The following is a 16,259-nucleotide window of genomic DNA, read 5'->3' as shown; positions in this document are numbered from 1 at the left end:
GTCTACCATCCGCCGCTCGTTCCTCGCGGCTCCCGCCAGGCCCGCCACGACGCGGCACCACCACCCACCCCGCCCGGCGTCGTCTCGCCCTGGTCGGTGCCCGCCTTGGGCGACCGCCCGCGGAGCTGAGTTCGGCCCGCGCCACGGACCCGGCCACGCCGGGACCCGACCAGGGTTCTACCTCGGCCCACCAGGGTTCTACCTCGCGTGGCTGGGGTTCTACCTCGGCGGGGGTGGGGTGTTCAGGTGGCCGCGGGTGGGCGCCAGGGGAGGGGTGGGAGCTCGGGCGGGGGGCCGTCGGCGCCAGGGGAGCACAGCGGCCAGCGCTCGCCGAAGAGCCGGAGCGCGAGGGAGCCGAGCACGGCGGCGACGAGCGAGCCCGCGAGGATGCCGATCTTGGCCTGCTCGATGAGCGCCTCGTCGTCGAACGCGAGCTCGGCGATGAAGAGCGAGATGGTGAAGCCGATGCCGGCGAGGATCGCCCCGCCGAGCAGGTGGGAGTAGCGCACGCGCCCGGGGAGGTCGCCGAGCCCGAGGCGCAGGGCGAGCGTCGCGGCGCCGAAGATGCCGACGGCGTTGCCCACGACGAGCGCGACGGCGACGCCGATCGTCACGGGGGACGTCGCCGCGGTCCGCAGCGACTCGGCGTCGAGCTGCACGCCCGCGTTGGCGAGGCCGAACACGGGCACGACGACGTACGCGCTCCACGGGTGCAGCACGCGCTGGAGGCGTTCGCTCGTGGGCACCGCCGCGCGCGCGGCGAGCTCGGTGAGGTGCTCGCGCTCCGCCGTCGTCTCCTGGGCGAGGCGTTTGGCGTACTTGGGCACGACGGCGACGTCGACGGGCCGTGACGAGCGCGACGGGACGAGCAGGCCCACGAGGACGCCCGCGAGCGTCGCGTGGACGCCGGACGCGTAGACCGCGCCCCACAGCGCGATCCCCGCGAGGGCGTACGGCGTGAGCCGCCAGACGCCGAGCCAGCGCAGCGCGAGGATGACGACGACGAGCACGGCCGCGACGAGCAGCCCCGGGAGCCAGAGGTCGTCGGTGTAGAAGAGCGCCATGACGGTGATGGCGCCGATGTCGTCCACGACGGCGAGCGTCAGGAGGAAGAGCCGGAGCTGGTCCGGGCAGCGCGGTCCGAACAGGGCGAGGATCCCCACGAGGAACGCCGTGTCGGTCGACATGACGATGCCCCAGCCGTGCTGCGCGGGAGACCCGGCGTTGAACGCGACGTAGATGAGGGCGGGGACGGCGAGCCCGCCGAGCGCCCCGAGCGCGGGCACGGCGACGGTGCGCCGGTTGCGGAGCTCGCCGCTCGTCACCTCGCGGTTGATCTCGAGCCCGATGACGAGGAAGAAGACCGCCATCGCGGCGTCGTTGACCCAGTGGTGCAGGTCCATCTCGAACGACCACGGTCCGACGTGCCAGCCCGCCGTCGCGGACCACAGGTCGTCGTACGCGCCCGACCAGGCGGAGTTCGCCCAGACGAGCGCGACGACGGTCGCGACGAGCAGCAGCACCGCGCCACCGGCCTCGGTCGCGAGGAACGATCGCAGGGACGGTGCGACGGGACGCAGCTGGAAGCGCAGCGGCGGGCCGGGGCGCGCAGGGACGCGGACGATCGGGAACGACGACGGCGGAGCGGGCTCGGTCACGTGGCCTCCGGGTGGTCGGGAACGGGGCGACGCCCCGGGCGTCGGACCGTCGGGTGGGACCTTCGGGCCGACCCTGGGCCGGACCTGCGCAGGGACAACTCTTCCGGGCGGCAAGTCCTTCCGCAACGGGCAATGATGCGGAGTTCTCCGCCGCTCTGTCCACAGTGTGGAAAAGTTCTTCCGAAACCCTTGTATCGTCCGTCACGCGCTGCTAGCGTCGTGCGTGCCAACGGCGGGCCCGGGCCGAGCGACACGCTCGGTGGTCGACGCGATCGATCCGACACCGGCAGCTACCAACCAGGCGGAAGTGACAACTCGCCTGCAGCGGCCCGCCGGCCGCCTCCTCCCGGCTCATCGACGAGCCGGACAGCCGGAGGCGGAGCACCCGGCGTCGCTGCCCGAACCGTGGAGACTCACCATGGACACTCTTGTCGTGGACGCAGCACACCTGGACCGAGCCGTCGCCCTCGCCGTCGACAGCGTCGCGAACGCCGGAGGACCCTTCGGTGCCGTCATCGTCACCGCCGACGGGCAGGTGTTCGAGGGCAACAACCGGGTCACGCAGGACAACGACCCCACCGCGCACGCCGAGGTCACCGCGATCCGGCGCGCGTGCGCCGCGCTCGGCACGTTCGACCTCACAGGCGCGACGCTCTACTCGAGCTGCGAGCCCTGCCCCATGTGCCTCGCGTCCGCCCTCTGGGCGCGCGTGCAGACCGTGTACTTCGCCGCCGACCGCCACGACGCCGCGAGCGCCGGGTTCGACGACGCGGAGTTCTACGACTTCTTCTCCGCCGACCCCGCGGACCGGAGCATGCAGGTCGTGCACGAGCGCACGGCTACGGCCACCGCTCCGTTCGACGCCTGGCGCGTCCTCGAGTCCCGGATCGAGTACTGACCGGCCCCCGGCCGCTCAGCACCTCGCACCGAAAGGACACAAGGACGTGACCCTCCTCGGCATGCGGCGGGAGACCGCCGAGAACGACGACGCACGCGGCACCGGCCCGGCCACCGGCCGGCTCGACCGCTTCTTCAAGATCACCGAGCGCGGCTCGACCACGGGGCGTGAGCTCCGCGGCGGTCTGGTGACCTTCTTCGCGATGGCGTACATCGTCATCCTCAACCCCCTCATCCTGGGCGGGACGAGCGCCGAGAACGCGCCCGTCGACGTCGCGGGCGGCTGGCTCCAGACGGCGCAGGTCGGCGCGATGACCGGCCTCGCCGCCGGCGGCCTGACCATCCTGTTCGGGCTCGTCGCGAACCTCCCGTTCGCGCTCGCGGCCGGGCTGGGCATCAACTCGTTCCTCGCCGTCGCCGTCATCGGCGACGTCACGTGGCCCGAGGCGATGGGGCTCGTGCTCGTCAACGGCCTGCTCATCGTGCTGCTCGCGGTGACGGGAGCGCGGTCGGCGATCTTCAACGCCGTCCCCCGCCAGCTCAAGGCCGCGATCACGGTCGGCATCGGCCTGTTCATCGCGTTCATCGGGTTCGTCGACGCGGGGTTCGTCACGCGCACCCCGGGCGGGCCGCCGGTCCAGCTCGGCGACGGCGGGTCGATCACCTCGGTCCCGACGCTCGTGTTCGTCGTCGGCCTGCTCACGATGGGCATCCTCGTGGCGCGCAAGGTCAAGGGCGGGCTGCTCATCGGGCTCGTCGCGACGACCGTCGTCGCGATCGTCGCCGAGGCCGTGCTGCAGCTCGGTCCCGCGAGCGACGACAACCCCGGCGGCTGGCACCTCACCGTGCCGACGCTGCCGAGCTCCCTCGTCTCCGTCCCGGACCTCAGCCTGTTCGGACAGTTCTCGTTCGGTGCGTTCGACCGGATCGGGGCGCTCGCGGCGACGATGCTCGTGTTCACCCTGTTCTTCACGAACTTCTTCGACGCGATGGGCACGATGACGGGGCTGGCCAAGCAGGGCGGCCTCGCCGACGCGGACGGCAACTTCCCGCGCATCAAGTCGGCACTCGTCGTCGAGGGCGTGGGCGCGGTCGTCGGTGGCGCGACGTCGTCGTCGTCGAACACCGTGTTCGTCGACTCGGCCGCGGGAGTGGGCGAGGGCGCACGGACGGGTCTCGCGTCGGTCGTCACGGGCGGGCTGTTCCTCGTCGCGATGTTCCTCACGCCGCTCACCGCCGTGGTGCCGATCGAGGTGGCGAGCGCGGTGCTCGTCGTCGTGGGCGCGATGATGATGAGCCAGATCAAGGAGATCGACCTCACCGACTTCACGGTGACGCTGCCGGTCTTCCTCACGATCGTGACGATGCCGCTCACGTACTCGATCGCGAACGGCATCGGCATCGGGTTCGTCACGTGGGTCCTGCTGCGGTTCGCGTGCGGCAAGGCGCGCGACGTCCACCCGCTGCTGTGGGTGGTCGTGGCCGGGTTCGTCGTGTACTTCGTGCGCGGTCCCCTGACCGCGGTCGTGGGAGGCTGAGCCTCGACATCGACCGCACGGCCGACGGGTCGCCCGCTCCTCCGGGTGGCCCGTCGGCGCGCACGGCACCGTGGGAGGGCGTGGCATGGCCGGGACAGCGCGCGTGAGCGTGGACGAGCACCGCGCGGACGTCGCGGCGCTCCTCGCCCCCCTCGTCGAGGCGGCCCGAAGGCGCACGCGCACCGACGACGTCTCCCTCGCCGACGCGCTCGGCCGGGTCCTCGCGGGCGACCTCGCCGCGCCCGTCGCCGTCCCGCTGTTCCGCAACTCGCAGATGGACGGCTACGCCGTCCGGGCCGCGGACGTCGCCGGGGCGAACCCGGACGCTCCCGTCCGGTTGACCGTCGCGGCCGAGATCCCGGCGGCGCCAGGCGTCCCGCCGCGGCTCGCGCCCGGTACCGCGGCCCGCATCATGACCGGCGCGCCCGTGCCCGAGGGCGCGGACGCCGTCGTCCCCGTCGAGGACACCGTCGCGGGCACGTTCGCCGGCGCGCCGCGACCCGACACCGCGGGTCCCACCGGGGACGTGTCCCGTCCCGGCGCGAGCCAGGCCGTCGAGGTCCGGGTGCCGCGGTCGGCCGGCGACTTCGTCCGCGAGGCGGGCTCCGACGTCCGGCCCGGGGACGTGCTCCTCGCCGACGGCACCGTCCTCGCGCCGCACCACCTGGCCGCCGCCGCGGCGTGCGGGGTGGGGAGCGTGCGCGTGGTCGCCCGCCCGCGCGTCGCCGTCCTGTCGACGGGGTCCGAGCTCGTCGGACCGGGGGAGACGCCGGGGCCGGGGCAAGTCTTCGACGCCAACGCCGACGCGCTGGGGGCGGCCGTCCGGCGCGCGGGCGGCGAGGTCGTGCTCACCGCTCGGTGCGGCGACGACGCCGCGCGGTTCGCCGCCGTGCTCGCCGAGGCTGCCGCGGCCGCGGACCTCGTCGTGACGTCGGGCGGCGTATCGCAGGGGGCGTACGAGGTGGTCAAGGACGTGCTCGGAGGGGCCGGTGTCACGTTCCGGTCGGTCGCGATGCAGCCGGGCGGTCCGCAGGGGTTCGGCACCGTGCACGGGACGCCCGTGCTCACGTTCCCGGGCAACCCGGTGAGCGCCCAGGTGTCGTTCGCGATGTTCCTGCGCGAGCCGCTCGAGCGCGCGGCCGGGCTGCCCGCCGTCGAACGGGTCCGCACGGCGGTCCTCGCCGACGCGCTCACGTCGCCCGCGGGCAAGCGTCAGCTCCTGCGGGGCGCGACCGGTCCCGACGGCACGGTCCGCGTCGTCGGGGGAGCGGGATCGCACCTCGTCGCGTCGATGGCGCGGGCGGACGTGCTCGTGGACGTCCCCGCCGACGTGGAAGAGTGGGACGCCGGGACCGAGGTGGAGGTACGAGAGCTGTGAGCGAGACGCAGGGCGAGTCCGCAGGCGCTGCCCAGGGTGCGGCGGCCGAGGACGTGAGCCGCGTGACGACCGACGTGCTCGATGACGCCGTGTCGCGCGCCGTCGAGGACGCGGTCGCGAGCCCGGAGTGCGGCGCCGTCGTGACGTTCCGCGGGGTCGTGCGCGACTTCGACGGCGGCCGCGGCGTGAGCCGGCTCGACTACGAGGCGCACCCCGACGCCACCGCGGTGATCCGGCGGTGCGTGGCCGGCGTGGCGGCCGAGACGGGGCTGCGGGTCGCCGCCGTCCACCGGTACGGGAGCCTGGTGATCGGCGACGTCGCGCTCGTGGCGGCGGCGGCCGCGGGCCACCGCCGCGAGGCGTTCGAGGCATGCTCGCTGCTCGTCGAGCGCATCAAGGCCGAGGTGCCGATCTGGAAGCGGCAGCACTTCGACGACGGCGTCTCGGAGTGGGTCGGGCTGTAGCGGGCCCGGACCGCCTCAGCGCGTGGCGGGGCGATTGTCGAGGAGCATGCCGATGCCGAGTCCCACGGCGGTGCCGAGGACGAGGCCGAACCAGCTCAGCACGACGGTCCCGACGACGGCACCGATCGTCGCTCCCAGGACGCTCTTCGTCCCGGCCTTCCAGGTCCCGGACCGCTCGTCGGTGCGGTAGATCGGGAGCGCGGAGGTGGTGTTGTCCGGCGTCGTCGTGGGCGCGTCGGAGGGCGAGGTCGCGGGGCGGTTGGTGGGTGCAGGGGAGATCGTCGTCACGACGTCCATGGTAGGAAGGTCCGTCCTGCGTGACCTGGGCAGACGCGGCGTGGTGACCGGCTTCACCCTATGATCTGCGCCACCGTCGCGACGCTCAGCCGCCGATCGCGCCCATGCTGCGCGACGTCGGCGCGAACGCGTCGGCGGCGAGCGTGGGGGCGTCGCTCCCGTGCGCGAGCGGCTTGCGCCACATCGCGCCCTGCCACGCGCGGGCGAGGGCGTCGTCGCGCTCGTCCTCGGCGAGGTCCGCGGAGCGCAGGATCGCGCGCAGGTCGGTCTCGTCGTCGCCGAACAGGCACGAGCGCACGGTGCCCTCGGCGGTGAGGCGCGTGCGGTCGCACGCGCCGCAGAACGAGCGCGTGACGGACGCGATGATCCCGACGGTCTGGGGCCCGCCGTCGACGAGCCACTCCTCGGCCGGGGCGGACGGGTCGTCGCGGCCGACCTCGAGCAGGTCGAAGCGGCTGCCGAGCACGGCGAGGAGGTCCGTCGCGGAGACGAGGTCGTCCCGTGTCCAGTGCCCGTCGGCGTCGAGCGGCATCTGCTCGATGAAGCGCAGGTGGCAGCCGTGGTCGACCGCCCAGGCGAGCAGGTCGGCCGCGCCCGACAGCGTCTCGGGCATGAGCACCGCGTTGAGCTTGACCGGGGCCAGCCCGGCGGCGAGCGCGGCCCGGATCCCGGAGAGCACGTCGGGCAGCCGGTCGCGCCGCGTGAGGCGCGCGAAGTCGGCGCGGTCGACGGAGTCGAGCGAGATGTTGACGCGGTCGAGGCCGGCGGCGACGAGCTCGTGGACGCGCTTGTCGAGCCCGATCGCGTTGGTCGTCAGCGAGAGCGACACGTCCGGCGCGGCCGCGCGCGCGGCGCGCAAGATGTCGACCAGGTCACGCCGCATGAGTGGCTCGCCGCCCGTGAACCGGACGTCGGTGATGCCGAGGCGGTCGACCGCGACGCGCACGACACGGCCGATCTCGTCGGGTGTGAGGAGGTCCTCGCGCGGGATCGCGGGCAGCCCTTCCGCGGGCATGCAGTAGGTGCAGCGCAGCGAGCACTTCTCGGTGATCGAGATGCGCAGGTCGCGGGCCACGCGCCCGTACCGGTCGACGAGCGCCTCGGTCGCGGGACGGCCGGGGTCGAGGTCCGGCGAGCCGTCGGAGGGCGCGCCCGACCGGAGCCTGGGCATCCCGAGCGAGACCGCGGTCATGGCCCGATCGTAGACGTTCCCGGCGGCGGACCCGTGACCGGGGCGTCCGCGCGTGCTAGCGTGGAGTCCGTCGAATGGAATTCAACTTCCATTCAGCGGAACACTCTCCTCGCTGAAGGAGAGCAGTCCAAGGGCGGATTCAAGCCCTGTGTTTCCGGCGCGTCACAGCCGACGCGACCTCGGACACGCAGGGGACTCACCGCAAGGGTTCACTGGAAGGACGCCGGTTCGCCGGCACCCTGGCGGAAGCGAGGCCCACGATGCTCGATCTCGTCGACCAGCTCGCCCCGTGGCTCGGCCCGGGGCAGCTCCCGTTCGCCGTCGCGACGGTGGTCGCGGCGTCCGGCTCCGTGCCGCGACCGGTCGGCACCGCGATGGCCGTGCGTGCCGACGGCGCCGTCCTCGGCAGCCTGTCCGGCGGGTGCGTCGAGGCCGCGGTGCACGCCGCCGCGCTCGACGCGATCGCCTCGGGTGCGAGCCATCGTGAGACGTTCGGCTACAGCGACGACGACGCGTTCGCCGTCGGGCTGAGCTGCGGCGGCACGCTCGACGTCCACGTCCAGCCCGTCCGCCCCGGCGACGACGCGGCGCGCGCGCTCACCGCGATCGTGGCGCGGCCCGACGGCGGTCCGCGCCGAGGCGCCGAGGGACCGGACGAGACGAGCGCCTGGGTCGCGGAGACGGGCCGGGCGGTCGCCCTCGTGCGCCGGATCGACGGATCGCGCCGCACGGCGGCGCTCGTCGACGACCCGGCCACCGCGAGCGAGCGCGTCGTCGCCTCGGCGATCCGCGACCTCGTCGAGCCCGACGCCGTCGACGCCGCGACCGCGCAGGTCGTGGCGGTCCTGCGCGCCGGCGGCACGGCGACCGTCCACGCGGCGCACGGGGCGCCCGGTGCTGCCGGGAGCCCGTCGTCGCACCCGGGCCCGGACCGCGCGCCCGCGCACGCGGACGCGTGCGACGAGAGCGAGCCCGTCACGCTGCTCGTCGAGACCCGCCTGCCCGCGCCGCGGTTCCTCGTGTGCGGGGCGAACGACTTCGCCGGCGCGCTCGTGCGGCACGTGCGCCTGCTCGGGTACCGCGTGACCCTCGTCGACGCGCGCGAGGTGTTCGCCGACGCCCGACGGTTCCCCGAGGCGGAGGTCGTCGTCGAGTGGCCGGACCGGTACCTCGCCGCGGAGGCCGGGGCGGGTCGCGTCGACGCCCGGACGGCCGTCGCGGTCCTCACGCACGACGCGAAGTTCGACGTGCCGCTCCTGCGCCTCGCGCTCGACCTGCCGCTCGCCTACGTCGGGGCGATGGGCTCGCGCCGCTCGCACGCGCAGCGCGTCGCCGCCTTGCGCGCGGAAGGCGTGACCGTGGCGGCGCTCGCGCGGCTCCGCTCGCCCATCGGCCTCGACCTCGGGGCCGTCACGCCCGAGGAGGTCGCCGTCTCGATCACCGCGGAGCTCGTCGCGACCCGGCACGGGCGGGCCGCCGTCGTCCCGTTGAGCGGCACGGACGGGCCCATCCATGCCGACCCGCCGTCCGGGTCGCCTGCACACCGTCCCGCGCCCGAGTCCGCGCCGACCCCCGAGGAGGCTCCCTGATGGACCTGAGCACCGTCACCGACCTCGTCCCGACCGCCGACCCCGCCGACTGGCGCGAGGGCGACGCGTGGCTCGCGGGCGGCACCGTCCTGTTCTCCTACGGCAGCCAGACGCTGCGGCGCCTGCTCGACCTGACGAGCGCCGGCTGGCCCGCGCTCACGGTCACCGACGACGGCCTCGAGATCGCGGCGACGTGCACGGTCGCCGAGCTGTGGGCGTTCGAGGAGAGCCGCCAGGCCGCGCCCGTGCGCCACCGCTGGACCGCGCTCGACCTCGTGCGCCCGTGCTGCGACAGCTTCGTGGCGTCCTTCAAGATCTGGAACACCTCGACGGTCGGTGGGAACGTCTGCACGTCCCTGCCCGCGGGACCGATGATCTCGCTCACCGCGGCGCTCGACGGCGTCGCGGAGGTCTGGGGACCGGGCGGCACCCGGCGGACCCAACCGGTCGCCGAGCTCGTCACGGGCGAGCTGCGCAACACGCTCGCCCCGGGCGAGCTCCTGCGGGCCATCCGCGTGCCCGACGGCGCGCTGCGCTCGCGGACGGCGTTCCGGCGCCTGTCGCTCTCGAACCTCGGGCGCTCCGGGGTGCTGCTGATCGGCCGGGTCGACCCGCCGGACGCCGGGGGAGACTTCGTCCTCACGGTGACCGCCTCGACGCGCCGGCCCGTGCAGCTCCGCTTCCCCGCGGACGCGCCGCCCACGGCCGCCGACCTCGCCGCCGCGCTCGACGCGGCGATCCCGGCAGACCTCTACCACGACGACATCCACGGCCTGCCCGAGTGGCGCCGTGACATGACCTACCGCCTCGGCGAGGAGATCCGCTCCGAGCTGCTCACCGAGCTTCTCCCCGAGCCCCTTGACGGCACGACCTCGGACGGAGGCCTCCGATGACCGCGCTCGACCCCCGCACGGCGCCGCCCGTGACGATCGACGGCCGCGCGGCACAGGGCGAGCCTCGCGCCGGCCAGTGCCTGCGCACGTACCTGCGCGAGCAGGGCGCGCTCGGCGTCAAGAAGGGATGCGACGGCGGCGACTGCGGCGCGTGCACGGTGCACGTCGACGGCGTCCCGGTGCACTCCTGCGTCTACCCCGCGCGGCGCGCGGCCGGCCACGAGGTGACGACCATCCAGGGGCTCGCGGCGACGTCGTGCGTCGGCGGCGCGGCCGGGGACGAGCCCGCGGGCGCGTGCGACCACGACCCCCACGGCCCGCAGGACGCGCTGCACCCCGTGCAGCAGCAGTTCCTCGACGCGCAGGGGTTCCAGTGCGGGTTCTGCACGGCAGGGATGATCATGACCGCCGCGACGTTCGACGACGCGCAGCGCGCGAACCTGCCGCGCAGCCTCAAGGGCAACCTGTGCCGCTGCACGGGCTACCGCGCGATCGAGGACGCCGTCCTCGGCAGGGGGGACACGACCGGCACCGCGCCGGGAACGGGTGGACGGCCGTCGTCGGGCGACGACGCTCCCTCGGCGTTCGGGCGGGACATGCCCGCGCCGGCGGGCCGCGGGGTCGTCACCGGGACGGCGCGGTACACGCTCGACGTGGACCCGGCGGACTACCCGGGCCTGCTCCACCTCAAGCTCGTGCGGTCGCCGCACGCGCACGCGCGGGTCGTCGCGATCGACACGTCCGCGGCGCTCGCGGTGCCCGGCGTGCACGCCGTGCTCACGCACGAGGACGCGCCAGCGATGCGCTTCTCCACCGCCCAGCACGAGCTGTTCACGGACGACCCCGACGACACGCGGATCCTCGACGACGTCGTGCGGCACGTCGGGCAGCGCGTCGCGGCCGTCGTCGCCGAAACCGTCGCCGCGGCCGAGGAGGGCGTGCGCCGGGTCCGCGTCGAGTACGAGGTGCTGCCCGCCGTCGTCGACCCCGAGGAGGCCATGGCGCCCGGCGCCCCGCTCGTGCACCCCGAGCTCGACGCCGCCGACGCGCGCGTCTCGCGGCCCGAGGCCAACGTCGTCGCCGAGGTGCACTCCGAGCTCGGCGACGTCGAGCGGGGTCTCGCGGAGGCCGACGTCGTGCACGAGGCGACCTACCGCACCCACCGCGTGCAGCACGCCGCGCTGGAGACGCACTGCGCCGTCGCGTCGCTCGACGACGACGGCCGCCTCGTCGTGCGCTCGTCCACGCAGGTCCCGTTCCTCGCGCGGCGCCACCTCGCGCGCGTGCTCGACCTCGACCCGGACCGCGTGCGCGTGCACTGCGAGCGCGTGGGCGGCGGGTTCGGCGGCAAGCAGGAGGTGCTCACCGAGGACGTCGCGGCGCTCGCGGCGCTGCGGCTCGGGCGCCCGGTCCAGCTCGAGCTGACCCGCACCGAGCAGTTCGTGGGCACGACGACGCGCCACCCCTTCCGCATCCGCGTGCGCGCGGGCGCGCGCCGCGACGGGACGCTCACCGCGCTGCACCTCGACGTGCTCAGCAACACGGGCGCGTACGGCAACCACGGCCCCGGCGTCATGTTCCACGGGTGCGGCGAGTCGCTCGGGGTGTACCGGTGCGAGAACAAGAAGGTCGACGCCCACTGCGTCTACACGAACACCGTGCCGGCGGGCGCGTTCCGCGGGTACGGGCTGTCGCAGATGATCTTCGCGGTGGAGTCCGCCGTCGACGAGCTCGCGCAGCAGCTCGGCATGGACCCGCTCGAGCTGCGGCGGCGCAACGTCGTGCTCGACGGCGACCCGATGCTCTCCACGCACCCGACGCCCGAGGAGGACGTGCTCTACGGCAGCTACGGCCTCGACCAGTGCCTCGACCTCGCCGCGGACGCCCTCGCGCGCGGCCGGGCCCGCGACGTCGCGACGTACGGGGCGACTGCCGGGTCGGGTGCCGACACGCTGCCGGACCTGGGTCCAGAGTGGGGCGTCGGCGAGGGCACCGCGCTGTCCATGATCGACACCGTGCCGCCGCGGGGCCACTACTCCCACGCACGCGTGCGGCTGCGGGCCGACGGCGTGGTCGAGGCCGAGGTCGGGACCGCCGAGTTCGGCAACGGCACGACCACGGTCCACGCCCAGCTCGTCGCGAGCGCGCTCGGGCAGGACGCCGGGGACGTCGTGGTCCGGCAGTCCGACACCGACCTGCTCGAGCACGACACCGGCGCGTTCGGGTCCACCGGGACCGTCGTCGCGGGCAAGGCGTCGCTCGCCGCGGCGCAGGACCTCGCGGAGGCGGTGCTCAAGGTCGCGGCGGGGATGGCCGGTGCCGCACCGGGGGACTGCCACCTCGTGCCCGGCGGCGTCGACTGCGCGGGGGCGGTGCTTCCGCTCGCCGACGTCGCGCGCTCCGCCACCGACGCGGGGATCGAGCTCGTCGCCGAGGGCCGCTGGGGCGGCACCCCGCGCTCCGTCGCGTTCAACGTGCACGGGTTCCGCGTCGCGGTCCACCGCGGCACCGGGGAGATCCGCATCCTCCAGTCCGTCCAGGCCGCCGACGCGGGCGAGGTCGTCAACCCGCGTCAGTGCCGGGGTCAGGTCGAGGGCGGCATCGCGCAGGCGCTCGGCGCCGCGCTCTACGAGAACGTGATCGTCGACGAGACCGGGCGCGTCACGACCGACATCTTCCGCCAGTACCACCTGCCGACCTTCGCGGACACCCCCCGCAGCGAGGTCTACTTCGCGCGGACGTCGGACACGGTGGGCCCGATGGGGGCGAAGTCGATGAGCGAGAGCCCGTTCAACCCGGTGGCTCCCGCGCTCGCCAACGCGATCCGCGCGGCGACGGGCGTCCGGCTCACCGAGCTCCCGCTGGCCCGAGACCGGATCTACCTGGCCATCAAGTCCGCGTCCCGTCGCTGAGTGCATGCAATAGTCGCGCCGATCGTCCTCGGACGCGACTATTTCATGCACTCAAGGGTCGGCGGGGTCGAGGAGGTCGAGGTCCGTCTCGGTGTCGAGGTCGCGGCCGTCGCCCGGGTGGTCGACGACGTCGATGAGGTCCGCGTGGGCGCGCAGGAAGTCGCGGGCGCCGTGGTCGCCGTGGGCGCTCGCGGCAGCAGGGGCGGCGAGTGCGGCGTCGAGGACGAGCGGGTGGGCCCAGCGCGGAGTCCGTCCGACGCCGAACACGACCTGAGGGTCGTTCTCCGCCTCAGAACGACCTTCATGTCGTGCTCGACGCGTGGGGCTCGTCGTCCAGCGGGACGCGGTCACGCGGCCGGGGTGGTGGGCGGCGAGGAGGCGCGCGACGTCGTTGGGCACGACGCCGGGCTGGTCCACGTGCGTCACGACGACCCGGGTGGGCGTCAGGTCGAGCGCCGCGGCGACGCCGACACGCAGCGACGACGCCATGCCGGACGACCAGCCGGGGTTGTCGACGACGCGGACCCGGGGGTCGTCGAGCCCGGACCCGGCTCGGACGCGCTTGGCCTCGGCGCCGAGGACCACGACGACGGCGTCGCACCCGCCCGCGAGCAGCACCCGGGTTACGTGGGCGACGAGCGTGCCGCCGCGGTGGGGGAGCAGCGCCTTGGGCCCGTGCCCGAGCCGCGTCCCCGCGCCCGCGGCGAGGAGGACGGCGACGGTGGGCGTCGCGGGCGCGGTCGGTGAGGTCGGCACGCGGCCAGGATAGGCCGCCGCCGAACCCGGGGTCCCTCCCCGGAGGGCCGCGTCCGTGGGGAGCGACCCCGGGCTCGGCGGCCGCGGGGACCCCGCGGCGACCAGTCGGTTTTACCAACCCTTGGGGGTTTCATCGGCGGGCTGGGATGCCGCTATGCTCGGCGCGCCGGGGCGGGCACAGCGGGCCAGGCGCCCGCACGCCAGGTCGCCCGCGGCCGTCCCGCACGACGAGCGAAGGAGTCCGGATGAGCTTCATGGAGAAGCTGCGCGGCCAGCTGATCGACATCATCGAGTTCCTCGACGAGAGCCGGGACACGATCGTCTGGCGCTTCCCGCGCCAGGGCAACGAGATCAAGAACCAGGCGAAGCTCGTCGTGCGCGAGGGGCAGAGCGCCGTCTTCGTGAGCGAGGGCCGGCTCGCGGACGTGTTCGGGCCGGGCACCTACACGCTCGAGACCCAGAACCTGCCGATCCTGTCGACGATCCAGGGCTGGAAGTACGGCTTCAGCTCGCCGTTCAAGGCGGAGGTGTACTTCGTCGCGACGCGCCAGTTCACCGACCTCACCTGGGGCACGCAGAACCCCGTGATCCTGCGCGACCCCGAGCTCGGCGCGGTCCGTATCCGGGCGTTCGGGACGTACGCCCTCCAGGTCGTGGACCCGTCGGCGCTGCTCCGCCAGCTCGTGGGGACCGACCCGCAGTTCCGCACCGACGAGATCGGCGACTACTTCCGCCGCCTCGTGGTCGGCCAGCTCGGCCCGGCGCTCGCGGAGGCCGGCGTCGCGGCGATCGACCTCGCCGCGAACCAGCGCGAGATCGCGACGCGGCTCGCGGGCCAGCTCTCGGAGGATCTGTCGGAGTACGGCATCGCCGTGCCGCGCTTCGTCCTCGAGAACGTCTCTTTCCCGCCCGAGGTCGAGGCGGCGCTCGACGAGCGGACGCAGATGGCCGTCGTCGGGAACCTCGACCAGTACACGAAGTTCCAGGCGGCGAACGCGATCGAGACCGCCGCCGCCAACCCTGGAGGCGCGGGCGACGGGCTGGGGCTCGGCGCCGGCATGGGTCTCGGGGCGGCCATGGGGCAGCAGCTCGCGCAGTCGCTCGGGACCACTGCGGCCCAGCCCACCCCGGCCCCGGCACCGCCCGCCGGGCCGCCGCCCCTGCCCGCCGCGGAGTCGCCCTGGTACTGGGCGGTCGGCGGCGCGCAGGCCGGGCCCGGCACGACGGCGGACCTCGCCGGCCATGTCCGGTCCGGCGAGGTGACGCGCGAGTCGCTCGTGTGGCAGCAGGGCATGGCCGCGTGGACCGCCGCGGGCGAGGTGCCCGCCCTCGCGCCGCTGTTCGCCGCGACCCCGCCGCCGCTGCCACCTACCGGTGCCCCGACCGGTCCGGTGGCGGGCTGACGGTGAGCGACGCCCAGGACGAGCTCCTCCGCACGGGCTGCGAGGCGTGCGGGTCGCAGCTCGCGTACGCGCCGGGCACGCAGCACCTGCGCTGCGTCGCGTGCGGCGGCACCGTCGCGATCGTGCACGCGCCCGGGGACGCCGTCGACGAGCACTCGTTCGACGCGTGGGCCGCGGCGCAGGGCGGGGTGCGCGCCGGGAACCTCGACGCGCGGGTCCTCACGTGCGACGGCTGCGGCGCGACGACGCAGGGGACCGACCTGTCCGTCGCGTGCCGGTTCTGCGGCGGGCACCTCGTCGCCGCGGTCGAGGCCGACGGGCTCGTGCAGCCGGAGGCCGTCGTGCCGTTCGCCGTCGAGCAGGCGCAGGCGCGCGAGTCGTTCCGGCGCTGGGTCCGCTCCCGGTGGTTCGCCCCGGGCGAGCTGAAGAAGGTCGGCGACACCGAGTCCCTGCACGGGTCGTACGTGCCGCACTGGACGTTCGACGCGAGCACGACGTCGGACTACGTCGGGCAGCGCGGGGACGCCTACTACGTCACCGTGAAGCACGGTGACGAGGAACGTCAGGAGCGCCGGGTGCGCTGGTCGCCGGCCTTCGGACGGGTGGCCCGCGACTTCGACGACGTGCTCGTCCCCGCGTCCTCGCAGGTCGCCGAACGGGACCTGGCGCGGCTCGGGCCGTGGCACGTCGAGCGGGCCGTGCCGTTCCGTGCGGAGTATCTCGCCGGCTTCTCGGCCGCGCGCTACGACGTCGAGCCGCCGGCGGGCCTGGACCGTGCCAAGCAGAGGATGGTGCCGGTGATCAAGGACGACGTCGAGCGCGACATCGGGGGCGACGAGCAGCGGGTCTCCTCGATCAGCACGGCCTACGCCGCCGTGATGTTCAAGCTCGTGCTGCTGCCGCTGTGGATCGCGACCTACGTGTACGCGGGCAAGCAGTGGCAGGTCATGGTCAACGCGAACACCGGCCAGGTGATCGGGCGGCGCCCGTACAGCGTCCGCAAGATCGTGCTCGCCGTGGTGGCCGGGCTGCTGGTGGTCGCCGCGCTCGTGCTCTGGTACGTCCGGTCGCAGCAGTGACCCACCGCGGCCCGCGGTCGGGGGGTATCAAGAACGCGCGAGTGAGGCGGCCCCGCGCGCGGGCGTGCCGCCCGGGGGGGCCCCGCCCCACCCGACCGCGCCCACCGCCCGCGCTGCGCGGCACCCCGCTCACACCCCCCCCGTGGCGGGTCGAGCGTCTTGCCGGGGGGCCCCCCCCCACGACGAGGAGCCCGACGACGACG

13 protein-coding genes are annotated in these 16,259 nt (G+C 74.6%); 9 read left to right on the top strand and 4 right to left on the bottom strand.

Going from position 1 to position 16,259, the window contains the following annotated elements; translation table 11 throughout:
* Positions 1–242: 242 nt before the first annotated feature.
* On the bottom strand, positions 243–1,658 hold the full coding sequence (gene nhaA / locus ACFWH7_RS12810) for a Na+/H+ antiporter NhaA (RefSeq protein ID WP_378216888.1): 1,416 nt from the start codon (positions 1,656–1,658) through the stop codon (positions 243–245).
* A 418-nt stretch (positions 1,659–2,076) separates the two neighbouring features.
* On the opposite strand from nhaA, the gene ACFWH7_RS12805 reads away from it, so the two are divergent.
* The 4 genes from ACFWH7_RS12805 to ACFWH7_RS12790 all read left to right on the top strand — a co-directional run bounded on the left by ACFWH7_RS12805 (position 2,077) and on the right by ACFWH7_RS12790 (position 5,935).
* Positions 2,077–2,556: a nucleoside deaminase gene (locus ACFWH7_RS12805; RefSeq protein WP_378216887.1), complete on the top strand. Its 480-nt coding sequence runs from the start codon at positions 2,077–2,079 to the stop codon at positions 2,554–2,556.
* A 61-nt stretch (positions 2,557–2,617) separates the two neighbouring features.
* On the top strand, positions 2,618–4,093 hold the full coding sequence (locus tag ACFWH7_RS12800) for an NCS2 family permease (protein WP_378216890.1): 1,476 nt from the start codon (positions 2,618–2,620) through the stop codon (positions 4,091–4,093).
* Positions 4,094–4,178: 85 nt separating this feature from the next.
* A complete protein-coding gene (locus tag ACFWH7_RS12795; RefSeq protein WP_378216886.1) occupies positions 4,179–5,471 on the top strand; it encodes a molybdopterin molybdotransferase MoeA in 1,293 nt (430 codons plus the stop codon).
* A 74-nt stretch (positions 5,472–5,545) separates the two neighbouring features.
* Complete coding sequence (locus ACFWH7_RS12790; RefSeq protein WP_378216889.1) at positions 5,546–5,935, top strand: molybdenum cofactor biosynthesis protein MoaE; 390 nt, start codon at positions 5,546–5,548, stop codon at positions 5,933–5,935.
* Positions 5,936–5,950: 15 nt separating this feature from the next.
* Here the strand turns inward: ACFWH7_RS12790 and ACFWH7_RS12785 are convergent, their stop codons facing one another.
* On the bottom strand, positions 5,951–6,223 hold the full coding sequence (locus ACFWH7_RS12785; RefSeq protein ID WP_378216885.1) for a DUF4564 domain-containing protein: 273 nt from the start codon (positions 6,221–6,223) through the stop codon (positions 5,951–5,953).
* A gap of 94 nt (positions 6,224–6,317) precedes the next feature.
* The gene (gene moaA, locus ACFWH7_RS12780) at positions 6,318–7,424 is read right to left on the bottom strand and encodes a GTP 3',8-cyclase MoaA (protein WP_378216884.1); all 1,107 of its coding nucleotides are present in this window, start codon (positions 7,422–7,424) and stop codon (positions 6,318–6,320) included.
* A gap of 260 nt (positions 7,425–7,684) precedes the next feature.
* Here moaA and ACFWH7_RS12775 point away from each other — a divergent pair, with 260 nt between their 5' ends.
* The 3 genes from ACFWH7_RS12775 to ACFWH7_RS12765 are packed head-to-tail and all read left to right on the top strand — an operon-like array spanning position 7,685 to position 12,818.
* On the top strand, positions 7,685–9,013 hold the full coding sequence (locus ACFWH7_RS12775; protein ID WP_378216883.1) for an XdhC family protein: 1,329 nt from the start codon (positions 7,685–7,687) through the stop codon (positions 9,011–9,013).
* Complete coding sequence (locus ACFWH7_RS12770) at positions 9,013–9,906, top strand: FAD binding domain-containing protein (protein ID WP_378216882.1); 894 nt, start codon at positions 9,013–9,015, stop codon at positions 9,904–9,906. The genes ACFWH7_RS12775 and ACFWH7_RS12770 overlap by 1 nt, the downstream gene beginning before the upstream one ends.
* Positions 9,903–12,818: a molybdopterin-dependent oxidoreductase gene (locus ACFWH7_RS12765; protein WP_378216881.1), complete on the top strand. Its 2,916-nt coding sequence runs from the start codon at positions 9,903–9,905 to the stop codon at positions 12,816–12,818. The genes ACFWH7_RS12770 and ACFWH7_RS12765 overlap by 4 nt, the downstream gene beginning before the upstream one ends.
* Before the next feature lie 51 nt (positions 12,819–12,869).
* On the opposite strand, the gene ACFWH7_RS12760 is transcribed toward ACFWH7_RS12765, so the two are convergent.
* Positions 12,870–13,574, bottom strand: a complete 705-nt coding sequence (locus tag ACFWH7_RS12760) for a nucleotidyltransferase family protein (protein WP_378216880.1) — start codon at positions 13,572–13,574, stop codon at positions 12,870–12,872.
* Between the two features lie 245 nt (positions 13,575–13,819).
* Here ACFWH7_RS12760 and ACFWH7_RS12755 point away from each other — a divergent pair, with 245 nt between their 5' ends.
* Both ACFWH7_RS12755 and ACFWH7_RS12750 read left to right on the top strand, forming a co-directional pair.
* Complete coding sequence (locus ACFWH7_RS12755) at positions 13,820–14,977, top strand: SPFH domain-containing protein (RefSeq protein WP_378216879.1); 1,158 nt, start codon at positions 13,820–13,822, stop codon at positions 14,975–14,977.
* Positions 14,978–14,979: 2 nt separating this feature from the next.
* Positions 14,980–16,056 (top strand): hypothetical protein, encoded by a 1,077-nt coding sequence (locus tag ACFWH7_RS12750; RefSeq protein WP_378216878.1) that lies wholly within the window; start codon positions 14,980–14,982, stop codon positions 16,054–16,056.
* The last annotated feature ends 203 nt before the right edge of the window (positions 16,057–16,259 follow it).

The sequence above is a fragment of the Cellulosimicrobium cellulans genome (assembly GCF_042723955.1).
GTDB classification, from domain to species: Bacteria; Actinomycetota; Actinomycetes; order Actinomycetales; family Cellulomonadaceae; genus Cellulosimicrobium; species Cellulosimicrobium cellulans_H.
This window is presented reverse-complemented; position numbering and strand designations above follow the sequence as displayed.